General features: G+C 35.8%; 14 protein-coding genes. 4 read left to right on the top strand and 10 right to left on the bottom strand.

From position 1 onward, the window contains the following. Nucleotides 1–17: 17 nt before the first annotated feature. Nucleotides 18–710, bottom strand: a complete 693-nt coding sequence (locus D9842_RS01465; protein ID WP_162987269.1) for a YesL family protein — start codon at nt 708–710, stop codon at nt 18–20. Between the two features lie 183 nt (nt 711–893). Here D9842_RS01465 and D9842_RS25585 point away from each other — a divergent pair, with 183 nt between their 5' ends. After that, the gene (locus D9842_RS25585) at nt 894–1,070 is read left to right on the top strand and encodes an SE1832 family protein (protein WP_162987268.1); all 177 of its coding nucleotides are present in this window, start codon (nt 894–896) and stop codon (nt 1,068–1,070) included. A 167-nt stretch (nt 1,071–1,237) separates the two neighbouring features. On the opposite strand, the gene D9842_RS01460 is transcribed toward D9842_RS25585, so the two are convergent. Then, on the bottom strand, nt 1,238–2,011 hold the full coding sequence (locus tag D9842_RS01460; RefSeq protein ID WP_121660964.1) for an SDR family NAD(P)-dependent oxidoreductase: 774 nt from the start codon (nt 2,009–2,011) through the stop codon (nt 1,238–1,240). Nucleotides 2,012–2,162: 151 nt separating this feature from the next. On the opposite strand from D9842_RS01460, the gene D9842_RS01455 reads away from it, so the two are divergent. After that, nucleotides 2,163–3,782 (top strand): synaptonemal complex protein 1, encoded by a 1,620-nt coding sequence (locus D9842_RS01455; protein WP_121660963.1) that lies wholly within the window; start codon nt 2,163–2,165, stop codon nt 3,780–3,782. Between the two features lie 39 nt (nt 3,783–3,821). On the opposite strand, the gene D9842_RS01450 is transcribed toward D9842_RS01455, so the two are convergent. The 3 genes from D9842_RS01450 to D9842_RS01440 form a co-directional block, all read right to left on the bottom strand. After that, a complete protein-coding gene (locus tag D9842_RS01450) occupies nt 3,822–4,064 on the bottom strand; it encodes a hypothetical protein (RefSeq protein WP_121660962.1) in 243 nt (80 codons plus the stop codon). A gap of 243 nt (nt 4,065–4,307) precedes the next feature. Then, on the bottom strand, nt 4,308–4,625 hold the full coding sequence (locus D9842_RS01445) for a hypothetical protein (RefSeq protein ID WP_121660961.1): 318 nt from the start codon (nt 4,623–4,625) through the stop codon (nt 4,308–4,310). A gap of 169 nt (nt 4,626–4,794) precedes the next feature. Further along, on the bottom strand, nt 4,795–5,043 hold the full coding sequence (locus D9842_RS01440) for a hypothetical protein (protein ID WP_121660960.1): 249 nt from the start codon (nt 5,041–5,043) through the stop codon (nt 4,795–4,797). 267 nt (nt 5,044–5,310) lie between these two features. On the opposite strand from D9842_RS01440, the gene D9842_RS01435 reads away from it, so the two are divergent. After that, a complete protein-coding gene (locus D9842_RS01435; protein WP_121660959.1) occupies nt 5,311–5,715 on the top strand; it encodes a hypothetical protein in 405 nt (134 codons plus the stop codon). Between the two features lie 60 nt (nt 5,716–5,775). Here the strand turns inward: D9842_RS01435 and D9842_RS01430 are convergent, their stop codons facing one another. Genes D9842_RS01430 through D9842_RS01420 form a run of 3 tightly spaced genes read right to left on the bottom strand, consistent with a single transcriptional unit; the run spans nt 5,776 to nt 7,506 of the window. Continuing rightward, nucleotides 5,776–6,483 carry a cytochrome c biogenesis CcdA family protein gene (locus tag D9842_RS01430; protein ID WP_121660958.1) on the bottom strand — a complete coding sequence of 236 codons (708 nt, stop codon included), beginning with the start codon at nt 6,481–6,483 and terminating at the stop codon, nt 5,776–5,778. A 2-nt stretch (nt 6,484–6,485) separates the two neighbouring features. Beyond that, nucleotides 6,486–7,091: an SCO family protein gene (locus tag D9842_RS01425; RefSeq protein WP_251401210.1), complete on the bottom strand. Its 606-nt coding sequence runs from the start codon at nt 7,089–7,091 to the stop codon at nt 6,486–6,488. A gap of 1 nt (nt 7,092) precedes the next feature. After that, complete coding sequence (locus D9842_RS01420; protein ID WP_121660956.1) at nt 7,093–7,506, bottom strand: FixH family protein; 414 nt, start codon at nt 7,504–7,506, stop codon at nt 7,093–7,095. A gap of 221 nt (nt 7,507–7,727) precedes the next feature. Between D9842_RS01420 and D9842_RS25580 the strand changes: the two genes are divergently transcribed. After that, nucleotides 7,728–8,462, top strand: coding sequence for a hypothetical protein (locus D9842_RS25580; RefSeq protein ID WP_162987267.1), 735 nt, complete (start codon nt 7,728–7,730; stop codon nt 8,460–8,462). 423 nt (nt 8,463–8,885) lie between these two features. Here D9842_RS25580 and D9842_RS01405 read toward each other — a convergent pair whose 3' ends face one another. Then, a complete protein-coding gene (locus D9842_RS01405; RefSeq protein ID WP_121660953.1) occupies nt 8,886–9,689 on the bottom strand; it encodes a hypothetical protein in 804 nt (267 codons plus the stop codon). Between the two features lie 51 nt (nt 9,690–9,740). Further along, nucleotides 9,741–13,388 carry a multicopper oxidase domain-containing protein gene (locus D9842_RS01400; protein WP_121660952.1) on the bottom strand — a complete coding sequence of 1,216 codons (3,648 nt, stop codon included), beginning with the start codon at nt 13,386–13,388 and terminating at the stop codon, nt 9,741–9,743. Between the last annotated feature and the right edge of the window lie 11 nt (nt 13,389–13,399).

The raw sequence follows: 13,399 nt of genomic DNA, 5'->3' as shown, positions 1-13,399 counted from the left end.
GATCTCTTTCTTTTGGGTTATTTTTGAGCTTCTGAAGTCTTATCCTGTATTTTCTCAAGTTTATGAAAATATGCCGCAAATGATACATATGCAATCAGTGTTCCCATGAAAAATGGGATAAGGAATGTGAATACTCCTATGCTCATATAAAGAATAATTGCACTAGTTACTAACACCATTAAATTAATTAATGGATAAACCATTGTGAGAAAGAATGAATTCTTAATACTTGTAAATAGCTTTAACTCGGTATGAACGGTGTTTGAGAAGAAAAACACTGTCATTAAAAATAAAAATAAGAAGCCTACTAAAAAAAACGAGCTTATAATCATATTCATTTTAGCAAAAAAGAAAAAATCCGCTCCCCATACTACCCAGATAAATGTTAGGATTATTCCCCCTGTTAAACTTCTCAAATAGTTTTCTTTATAAAATAACCAATACGATTTTAGTAATGGTACATCGAGGTCACCCATCACCCATTTACGAACTACACCAAACATAGCCGTTGTTGCAGGGAAAAAGATAAAAGGTGCCAACACTGCAATAGTTAATAAAAACAAAAACATAGACGATTGATCTGTAGCAAAAAGAATAGAGAAAAGTAAATAACAAATTGGTAGATTAAACAATATCCAAAGTATATTAATAACGGACAAACGCATAATCCATTCAAACACACGATTTAGTCCACCCATTATACCACTCATCAGCAACATCCCACTTTCACATATAATACTAATTTTATTATACCACTAATCTGTATCCGATTACATCTGTAGGATTTTCACCTATTATAAAGCCCTTTACCAATTTATAATAAGAGCATAAAAGTATCTTTTTGTACGATTTAAAGTATTTGCTATACTGTAAGAGAAAGGGTGGGATTTATTATGAGTTCACAAGACATCCAACAAAAAATAGAAGAATTGAAAATGGAATATATACGAGTACAAGGCGATATTGAGAAATTAGAAGCAACAGGACATTCAATTGAAAAGCTTGAGAGTAAGTTACTTGAACTTGAGGAAGAACTATCAAAATATCGTTCTCAACAAAAAAATAGTTAATTAGCGATTTCAGCCAATCTAGTTTGTATTAGACACCTTTTGTAGTTAAAATAAATATATAATTAAGAAGTACAGAGAGAAGTACAGAGAGAACAAACCTTTTTGGTTTGTTCTTCTCACTTCATTTCAACTACACATATTAATCTTCAATGGTAGTAATAAAGAGATCAAAACCCATTAATTGTCATTCCGCCATCTACAAACAATGTTTGCCCACTAATGTAGCTTGAAGCCTCTGATGCCAAGAACACTGCAGGACCTACTAATTCAGGGAGCTGTCCAATTCTTTTCAACGGAGTAACAGCTAAAATGTCTTTAACATACTCTTCATCCGAAAGTAATTCTTTCGTTAACAGAGTTTCAAAATACCATGGGCCAATTGAATTAACATTTATATTGTATTTCCCCCATTCAAATGCGAGGATTTTTGTCATTTGAATCATCGCTGCTTTTGTTGCCCCATATGCAACTCCTGTTCTAAGAGCCATTTTACCAGCAACAGAAGAAATATTAATGATTCTTCCCCCATCTCCTTGCTCCTTCATAAGCGCACCTATTTCACGAGACATGAAAAAAGCAGATTTTAAGTTGGTGTCCATAATTTTATCCCATTCATCTTCTGTTACATCTAAAGCTTGAGAGCGAATATTCATTCCAGCATTATTCACCAAGATATCAACCTTTATCTTTTCCTGCTTAATTCTTTCAATAGCAGAGTGAATGTCAGCAGGCTTCGTCACATCCGTAACAACAGGTAGTGCTTTTCTCCCTATCTCAGTGATAGTTGACGCTACTTCTTGAAGGTCTTTTTCGGTACGAGATAGCAATACTACATCTGCTCCAGCCTCTGCAAATCCAATAGCTAACGATTTCCCTATTCCTCTACCAGCACCTGTTATGACAGCAACTTTATCTGATAAGTTAAAAGACGGTAAATACATGTATATCACTCCAAACCAATTTTGTCATTTAAAATTGTAACCCTATCATTTCTTTATGCCAAATTTTCAAGTTTAAATTCTGTATAATATGCACCTTATGAGCAAAACACCCATATATTATTGTCATAAGTAGATATAGGGAGGGATGAAATTGTCTACTAGTGCTTATATCAAAAAAAATGTTTTCCCCCAAGTTTTTGTGAACCCTCAATTAAATCAAATGAATGTAAATCAACGTTTATATTATTCAAATAAAGTACTTAAACATATTGAGAAACAAAAAGAAAAGAACGGTGAGTTAGAAAAAGCACAAGAGGAATTGAATTGCGAGTTTAATGACCTATTGTTGAAGAATAAAAGATTAATGAGTGATTTTTGTCAGCATGTTGCAAAGCAGACGAATTTCACAGAGTGGATTACTCAACAAGTTAAGGAACAAGCTACCCTTCATGCAGAATTAGTTGATAAACAAAATGCTCAAAGTCAAGTTTTACAATCTATTTCTCAAAATGTTTCCAGTCTTTCCTCTACTCAAGCAAATCATACTAACCAACTAAGCAATCAAAAGCTGGAAATGGAAAAAGTAAAAGAAGATGTTTCTAAAATAGATGAATTACAATCAACATACTCTAAGCAATTATCTGAATTTAATCATGAAACAGTTTCTCTTAAGGATCAAGTGTTACAACAAGGCAAGGATACTGAAAACCTTTTTCAAGAACAGGAGAGCCTTAATCGTTTACTTTCAGCTCAACAAAAACAAATAGATGCTCACTATCTTGAGCTTTCTAATCAATTAGATGAGCAAAATCATTTCGTTAAGAGTGAGTTAGACGAACATAGAAAAGCTCATGATGAAATGAATCAGAAGTTTTCTACTCAAGATGAAATTAACAAAGATGTGGAACAACATTATAACAAGCTTAACAATAAGTTACTTGTTCAAGATAAAATAAACGAAGACGTAGAACAACAATATAACAAGCTTAACGATCAGTTGCTTGCTCAAAATAAAATAAACGAAAAGGTTACTTCTTCTATACACGATCATGATCGAAAAATGAGCAACTTCTCAGACCGCTTGTCTCAACAAGAAGCTCTATACCAACTTCTTCACGCTAAACTGTTGGATATAGATGAGCAACATAATCACTTGTTTCATCAGCTAAATGAACATGAAACATGTATTTCAAAGTTAGACCAACATTTACTTGATCATGATCATATCCATAAAAATTTATATGAAGAACTTTTTTCCCAAAAAGAAGAACTACTTTATCAAGTGAAAAAATATGAAGATATGTACAATGAGCTTCACAACAACATGAAGAAAAGAATAAAAGCTCTAAAACGTCACATCGCAAAAACAGTTGCCTTGAATTTTGCAATGTTTAACTCCTCTACAGAACAGCAAACTCAATACGAACTCTCTACTTCAACTAATGAAGCTGATAAAAAATATGGGGAATTAATTCAAAAATTAAATGATCAAGTAAAAGAAAATGTTGACCTTAAAAGAGAACTTATAAAAACGAACTATAAAGGACCATTCGTAGAATTATTTAAAGGGTTGCCTTCGAATTTCCCAATTGATTCTATCTTAATTAATGGAAAAAATATAGATGTTACTCGATTCTTAAATATAAGTTCTGAAGGTAGTATTGCTCATTTTACAGATGAACTGCAGGTTAAAACTGTTGATTGTAATAAGATAGATGGAGTGAATTGGGGGAAAGAAACATTTGATAATAAACCAAATGATTACAATTAATAAAAAGGAGCGATACTTGCAGTATCGCTCCCAAAATGGTTAAGCTTCTTCTTCTTCTTCTTCTTCAGCTTCTACTTCTCCAAAAGATAGCCCGTCAACTTTATTAGTGTCGACAACAACGACTTGACCGTCTTCACCAACAAAGTAAGCACAACAGTCACACACATTTGAGATGTTTGTAACAGGTACTAATAACCCGTTTAAGAAAAGTCCTCCCATTGGATACCCTGGAGGTAGTTTTTTTAGAATATCCTCAATACAAGTTTTTTTGTAATCTGACATTACAAATTTCCCCTTCCGATTATATATTCTCTGACTTTTCAGAGTTAATATACTATATGAAGAGGATTCATTAATGTATAGACTAGTATAATAGATAAATAAAAAGGGCATTTTCAATAGGATAATAGACTAATAATCTTAGATTTAAAATTGGTTTTTCAGTATCGTGCTAATGGCTTAAACCTTAGTTTTCACTTTCTGAAAGTACAAAAAAGGTGCGTACTTATTACCGCACCTTAATTACTAGCATCCACCATTTTCTTCTTCTTCTTCTTCAGCTTCAGCTTCTCCAAATGATATACCTTCGACTTTTCCTGCATCTACAACAACGACTTGACCGTCTTCACCAATAAAGTAGGCACAGCAATCACATACATTTGAAATAGCAGCAACAGGTACTAGTAAACCATTTAAAAAGATCGCTCCTACTGGATAACTAGGAGGAAGTTTTTTTAGAATATCTTCGATACAACTTTTTGGCTTTTGCTCCTTGGGCTGTAATAATTGATCCCAAGTACTAGACTGTTGACTTTTGCCTTTACTACCTTTTTTTGAACTCATACTATTCCTTCCTTTCAAGTTAAATTTCTCAAAACTTGAGAGATAATGTACACTATGAAAGGAAATATATTTTTGTATAGACAAGTGTCAAATTAATAGAAAAAAAGGCGTATCAAACAGGAAGAAAAGCCAAGTAAATGGTAAGTAAAGTTAGAGCGAGCTTTTTTAACTAACAATCATCATCATCAAAATCATCATCTTCTAGTTCCCCAAAGGAAATACCATCTATTTTTTCAATATCAAAAATAAGTACCTGACCTTCTTCATTTATAAAATAAGCTACACACTTTTCACAATCCATATTAGAAAATGCCCAAACCTTTACTGGTACACCATTTAGATAAATTGTATTAACAGGATAATTTGGAGGAACTGTCATTAATACCTCTTTTATACACTTTTTACTCTTTTCTTCCACTGCTCTCCCTCTTTTCTAATCATTTTTTCTCCTACGAGATACTATAGGATATTAAACTAGTGCCCTATCTGTATGGACGAATAACTATTTTCTAAGAGGGAAGTCGCCTAAATTTTGGTTCTAGACTGATAGATCGTTATCACTAACTCATGTGTAGTCCCCACACCTATTTTTAATAGACGAGACAGGTGAACTAATCATTATGTTATTTTCTTACATATTTTAAGTATGAACACAAAAATAGGATATAAGGAGGCAATTCACTAAATGAACTATGATGAATTTTTAGCATTTATGGAGTTTAAGGAAGTTAAGAAGTTTAATCGTCATTTATCACCTAGCCGCTGTTCATGTCATGACGAAACATTTCAAGATAGGGAAGACTGCTTTGGTCGTGAATTCACATGTAAAAAAACTCTTAGCAATGAATTTTCCTTTCGATTACGCAAGCTAATTGATTGCGATATTACAATCGAAATGTTTTCTGGAGAAAATATTGAGAAAATAAGAGCAAAACTAGATTTTGTTGGTAGTGACTTTATTGAAGTCTGTCTAAATCATGAGAATGAAAAACCTCATAAAGAATGGGAACATTATAAACAACCAAAAGAAAGATATGCGGCCAAAAAAAGAATCATCCCTATGGAATCAATTAAGTGTATTGATCTTTAAGAATTTATAAGGACTCAGTGGCTCATTTATATTAAGGTGCCAGCTACTGAGTCTATTCTTTTAAAAACCTGTAAAACCTTTATAAATATATTCAGTCAGAAAGCTAGTAAGCTTTGTGAGAATATCAAAAAATAAGAGGAGCCCCACAACGATCATCATCATCCCTGACAGTTTCATAAACCTTTGACTATATTTTCTTAAGGAATTTGTTTTTTCTAGAAAAAAGGCCATTACAAAAAAGGGTATAGAAAATCCGAGCATATAGGACATCATAAAAAGAAATCCTTCCCCCGTATAAAGTCCAAGAGCAATAACCGAGGCAAGAATCGGCCCCACACACGGCGTCCACCCAGCTGCAAATCCAACTCCAATTAAAATTGACCCCACATAGCCTGAAGGTCTTTTCTTTAGCTTTATTCTTTTCTCCCTAAAGAGTACCCTTGGCTTCAAGAGTCCGATCGTTACAAACCCAAAAAACAGGATGAAAACTGCCCCAATTTGTCTAATGAAATCCTGGTATTGAATAAATATGTGGCTTATCCAAGAGGTTGACAGTCCTAACACGATAAAAATAATTGAAAAGCCTAGCAAGAACGAAAGTGTGTGAAACATGACAACTTGTTGCTTCCCTTTTGCCCCCTCTCTTAATTCATGAACAGATATGCCTGTTATATAGGATAAAAAAACAGGATATAAAGGAAGACAGCAAGGTGAGAGAAAGGACAAGAATCCAGCTCCAAAGGCTAAAAAGACATTTACATCAACCACCGTTATTCATCCACAACAAGCTCTTCCATTGCAATTACAATATCATCTACTTTAACTGCTTCGTTTTGATTAGCCATATCATACAGACCTCTTATTTGCTGCTCCTGATCGATTAAGAACATTGTTGTGTTATGAGCAATAAAATCACCTTCGAATTTCTTGTATTTCATATGATAAAGGTCTGCAATCTTCTGAGTCTGTTCTTCAGACCCCCTTAGGAATTTCCAGCCTTGAGGATTTGCCTTGAATGCCTGTGAATAATCTTTAATTACTTCAATGGTATCATTTTCAGGATCAAGAGTAATCGCCACCAGTTCTACCTTTTCTCCAAAAAGACCTTTTCTTTGAAGCTCGGATTGTAACTTTTGAAAATCAACCATAGTGAGAGGGCATATATCAGGACATTTTGTGTAAAAAAAGGTTAATAATTTGACTTTTCCATTATCCGAATCATAGCTTTGCTCATCAATCGATTGCAAAACAAACGGTTCTACTTTATCTAGAACAGGGAGCCTTTCTTCTTTTGGCCAGAAAGAAGAAATAAGAAAAAAACCTGCTAAGATAAACATAGCAACCAGACCATTTACAATCATTTTCCTGTTCTTCAAGTTAATTCCCCTCCTGGACTGTAAAAGGAACCTCATTCATTACATGCTGTTCTTTTGCTGTAACGTGATACATCATCTTATAAGAACCTGATTCCTCGAGCAGTAGGTCAACGATATACATTCCCTTTCCGTCAAAAGTCGCTTCATACGTGGTTTTCTTTGATTCTTCTCCATCCTTCCACACATCTATTCGTACATCATCTGCATGATTTATATCATTCTCCATTTGAGTAATATGAAGCTGTATCGAAAATGAAACACCCGCTTTTATCTCCTCTGGATTAAGCTGAACTGAAACATCAATAAATTCTTCTTTGCCCTGCAAGCCATGTTCATGATGACTAGAAGGGTTCTGACAAGCAGTTATTAAGAAAAACAAGAAGGAAGTCATGGTCGTGATTGTTAGCTTTCTCATTATGTTACCTCCTATTTTTTAACATACTATGTTTTATGTATGTTACCGGTCTATGATATTAGCGGAATTTCAGTACTTTAGACATATGTTTAATCCCTTTCCATTGGAAAAACATACCATAATTATTATAGGGTTAATCAAGATGGATAACTCTTTCAGGCGTCCTTACCGATATCTCCCCTATGAAATATAAAGTTGAATTTATTAAAGGAGGAAAAAGTATGAACTATCATGATCACAAAGACTATCATTACCATGATAAACAAATTGGGTATCATCATGACTATCACAAATGTAAAAAGCATGGACAAGATTTCCATGATGACTGCCATGAATGTCATGAACACCGTCATTATCATCGTGACTACGACCATTGTCCTAAATGCAAAAAACCTAGGCACCATCACCAACTTGATTGTGATTGCAAGAAACATGATCACAAGCATCATCACCACCACAACTGTGATTGTAAGAAATTTGATCAGCATGATCATTTTGAAACGTGTAAGCATCCAGTTATTTTTGACAGACGCTTTGTCGTAAAAGAATGTAATTTTCATCACCATGATTCGTTTGATTTCCATGATGATTTTTGCTTAAACAATCACTTTATTTGCGATGATCGTTTCCGTTTCCGTTTAGCTGGTCTAGAAGGAGGCATGGCCTTTAGACTACGCCAATTAATTGATTGTGACGTAAAAATTGAACTAGAGTGTGGAGAAAACGAAGAAGAAATGCTTCAAGGAAGGATCTGTTTTGTTGGAGCTGATTTTGTTGAGATTGATGTTATGAAAAAAGAAAAGAAGAAGAAAAAAGTGAAAAGAAACCGACTTATGCAGAAAAGAGTTATTAAAAAGAAACAAACATGTAAAGAGAAAAAAGATGAGTTTCGCATCTTGCCATTTGAATCTATTACGTCCGTTTCCATTATGGAAAAGAAAGACGATTGCTGCTAATATTACCTTCTTCTAACTCTCTTTTTCTACCCCTTTATCCCTTTCAATCTAGTATTATCCACATAAGATATACTATCTGATTTTGAAGGGAGGTGAAATTATGAGCTGTTCCTGCAAAAAGAAAAAATCTTGCAGCTGCCATTCACTCTGTCACGAAGACTTCCACTTTGACCACTTTTTTAGACATCGCTGTAATTTTTTCGGTTCTCACTTTAGATATTCTTGTTTCCCACGTTTTAGACATTCTTGCTGCTCTCGCTTTAGACACCATGACCATTGCTGCTAGATAATCTTCTTCTCATTTAACATGTGGCGTTAAATGCTGAGATTCGCTTTGCGAATTCTCAGCATTTTTTGCGGCCCTAAATCCCTTTTCCAAGAAAAACTCCCCTATCATGTGATAGAGGAGTACTAGAAAATGATTTAATTAACATCAAGGCCATCTTTAAATTTCATAAAACAAACTACATTTAGTGGAATTTCACGATCTTTACCTTCTCTACATATTGTGATAGTTTCGCGTGACAAATCTATAAGTTTACCTTTAACTAGTTGATTGTCCAATTTCACCTCAGCCTCTTTATCTAAAAGAAGAAGTAGGAAGTTATTTAGGCGAATTCGGAAAAATAGTTGAATTAACTCAGGTGATGATGAAACGACCTCTCCAAAATTATAGGCCAAAGCACGTCTAAAACATGGGTCAATATTAGTTAGTTGAGGTTCGTCTGTGGTTTCAAGAAGAGGGCCCTCTGATTTAATGAAACAAATTTTTTCAAAAGGAATAAGGACGAAAGTATCCTCATGCTTCAATAGAACAAAATCCCAACCAACGAGATTAACACACCCTTTAGGTCTTCTTGCAAGTATTTTTTTCTTAAGCATTTGTTTCTTTTTTACTGACATTCTCTTTTTTGTTGTTAATACCTCTTTTTCACATGTTAATTTTACCCTAATGAACTGTCCCATTAACCCATCAAAAGCGTCTCTTCTAGCTTCTTCAGGCTGCTCACCAGATAAAGCTAGATTTAATAATAATTCATTTACTACGTCAATTCTTTCCTCTAGTTCACGCTGAACTTCCTCAGGTAAACAAGTAGTCGGCGATGGAAACTTTGGAGTAGCTATTTGATCAGGGCAGCATTGTTCTGGAATACAAAAGTCATCCGGTGCACCTGGTGGAACAACCTCCGGACAACTAAACTCACAGCTCTCAAACTTTTCTCTCACATTTTTACCTCCTTTCAAACTTAGGGAGGAATAGCCACCCTCCCCTATCAACTAATCTTTTAATGTTGGTAAATGCTTTTGAAGCTCTTCATGAACACGAATGATTCCCCACATCCCTTGTTCAATGTCCCAACGGATATTTCCCGAACGGTACATATAGTCTCCTGGGAAGTTTAGAATTCCTCCAGCACCACCAATAAGTTCAAGATTCTCTGCTGCTCCAGCAATGAGATGACCGACAAATGATTGTACACGCGAATCGATATCTTTTACATCGAACTTCCATTTGTGTCCATGTAAATGGAACGTATGAGCACGTCTTCGTTCAGAAGGGTTTGTTAAACGAATGACAATTGGATCTCCTGGATAGGCTTCAAAAACAGGTGTTGCTGGGTCTCCAAATACTTTTGAACTAAATAAATCACTTAAAACCGGATGTTCTCGATATCGATTAATTAAGCGCTCTGTTCGATAGTTGAACCCACGCGAACCAAAATCATATGTGTCCACCTCTTCCTCAGGATCTGGTTCAGGTAAGATACCATCAATTGGATCAATGATTAGCTGCTCTTTTTTATCAACAAGTCGAACTCCATCATGCATAATTAATACGAATTCTCTCGTTTCTGGCAAGAATGGATTCTTAAGGACAACGTTTGCTCCAATATTCACCTCACATAATGTGTATGGATCATGATAAGTTGTAAATCTTGGTTCAGCAATAAATGCTCCAAATGTCCCAAATGAGCGATGATTACGTAAATCAGCGACATCCCACATTGCACAGGTTCCATGAGAGCCATCAACAAACCATCGATACGTGATTTTTTCATCTGGACCAACTGTTTGATCAGGGTTAAACCCGACTGTATCTCCACTTGATGTTTTTACATCATAGTCTAGTAAGCTCGTGTGAAGAGATATTCTTAGAGAAGGTGGATAGAAAGCTTGCTCCTTGACAGGAGGATATGGGTGAATCCCATCTGGGAAAGGAAACAAGTCAAATTTTAATTTACTTGTTAAAGTGACTTCTACTAAATCCCCCGCATTACCTCTTAGAACGAGCGGTTCAGGATTCTTTTTCCCACATAAAATATCCTCCACATCCTCTTCTAGGGCAAAAATGATTCCAAATGGATCGTGATCACCATATTTGTTGTAAATAATTGGTGTTTGAAAACACACAACGTCATACTTTCTAACGGGTGCTTTATCATGTGCTTTTGGTGGTAATGAACACAATGGATCAGCCAAAGCCGGTGGTTTACCTGTTACTTCAGGTAAAGATTTCGTTCTAGGAGGTGGACAAGGCCGATCTGGCAATACTATTAAATCGTCTACGAGCTCATCAAAAGCCCGAATTAACCCCCATGTTCCTAACCAAATGTCCTCTTCATCTTCAAAGGCCCATAAATAATCGCCTGCTAAAGGAACCTCTGTTTCAAACGTAAACGATTCTGATATTCCTATATGCTGTTGAGCTTGGAACATGGAATCTAAGTCTGCTCGTTCTGACTTCCACTTTAGACCATGTAAGTTAAAGCTATGAGATTCTTCATGCGCCCCTTGCAGCAATCGGATTCGAATAGGATCACCTTCATAGGTTCTAAGAATTGGTGTGACAGGATCTCCATGAACATATGAGCTAAACGAATAGGCTGGATCACAGTCTTTTCCTAATCTGAATTGTAATGGCTCGTTTTTATAATTAACCCCAAATACACCTGGATCTTCGAGTGATCCGGGGAATTCAGGTGGTTGGATAGGACATCCATCTTTATCAAAAAGATAAGCAAAATCCTGTACAAACAGTGATTGATCACGATAATCCGGGATAATAGGATTCACAACAGTTACCTGTGTACCATGATCCACTTCTTCTCCTGTACGACTATCAAAAAATTTCGAAAACCTAGGCTGAATAATACCTGCACCAAAAATCCCGTGTTGCTCATGTGAAGTGGCGTTCAAATGATCATGGAAAAAGAATGCCTTTAATTCGGTATCAGCATACCATTCATAACGTATTGTCTGACCAGGTAGGACAGAGCTATCATAATTCCAGCCTACATTTGCACCATCCGTGACTAACACATCAAATTTCACAAAATGAATATGAAAACCTACTTCATAAGTTCTTGTTACAAGTTGGAATGCATCTCCATCAAGAATGTGAGGTAACAGATTTGTAAAGTTCATTCGGATACACGAACTAGCCGGTATTTGTAAAACAAGGGGCTCAGGCTCTTTTCTACCTGCCAGCACATCATCCAGATCTTCATCAAGTACATAGAATCTCCCTTTCGGATCATGCCAGCCTTGACGATTATAAATAATCGGTAACTCAATAAGAGATACGTTATATTCCACAACAACAGGATTAGACAAACACGAATCAACAAACACGGCACCAGGTCTAGCATTGGGAACAGCTGCATTTTTTTCTAATTCAGTCATTTCTCGTCCACCAACGATCCCAAGTGGTGGACGAGGTGCTTTACATCCTACTTTACCTGGAATAAAGTTCGGGAATCCTGGATTTTCTTTTGTAGGCTTCGGTGGACAAGGTCGATCAGGTAATGGTTTCAGTGGTGCAATAGGTACACCATTCGGATAACACTGACTACCATCTTGTAAGGTGTCAAAAATACGATTAATTCCCCACATTCCTGCATCAAAGTGTGGATATAAATGACAATGTATAATCACATCTCCAAATGCTCCATGAAGACTCCCTAGTCCATAGAGCGGACTAATATCATAGTGTGACTGTGGACTAATTGCTTGTGAATCAACAATTTCGGATAATGTGTTACTTGGGTCACGAAGCCATTGATGGACATGATAATGAAAAACATGTGTTTCTTTTGAAGCTCCATGAATTAACCTTATTATAGCCGGATCTCCTTTATATCCTCTTAATATCGGTGTAGCTGGATCACCAAATACCCAAGAATCATGATGAACTTCTTCTCCTTCAAGTTCTGGACTGACTACACCTTCTTCAATTAGTCTTAATCTATTTCTCAGTGGTTCATACCTTAAGTTAACTCCATGAAATGATTCAGATTCCTGATTAGTGATTGGATTTAAGGGTCTATTTCCTGTTAAATCATTCACTTCCATTTCGTCATTAAAAAACCATGCATACTCTCTAAATGATGGTAAAAATGGATTGTGGATATCAGCAAAAACACCACTATTTATTTGCCCACCCGTGACAGGATCCGTCCACCATGAACCCCTTTTCTCAACAATTAATGCACCAAATAATCCTTGGATGCTTGAACCTTCTTCAGTACTTGCTACATTACCTAAGTCGGTGAAAAAGTAGGTCCCCTCAGCTGTAGCGTGAATTCTATATAGAATCTTCTCCCCGCACTCTACCAGAGAACTTGGGTTAAACCCTACATTTGCACCATCAGAGGTTAATACATCATAATCCGCTTCTTGAAAGTGCATTCCTGCAGCAAATGGCAGTTGATTCTCAAAAAGAATTTCAACTACATCACCTTCATTTGCCCGAATGGTTAATGGTTGAACTAAATCCACAGGGGTAAAAGGATTTTTACGGACGCATTCTCTTACTTCATCAACGTTTTCTTTTAATACGTATATCCTTCCATCCGGGTTGTAGTCGCCAAAATTGTTGACTACAATTCGAATCGGTATCGCAACGACATGGTATTGCCGTAACATAATGTTCCTCC

This window comes from Metabacillus litoralis (assembly GCF_003667825.1).
GTDB lineage: Bacteria > Bacillota > Bacilli > Bacillales > Bacillaceae > Metabacillus > Metabacillus litoralis_B.
The sequence above is the reverse complement of the archived record's forward strand: the minus strand, read 5'-3'. Positions and strand labels throughout refer to the sequence as shown.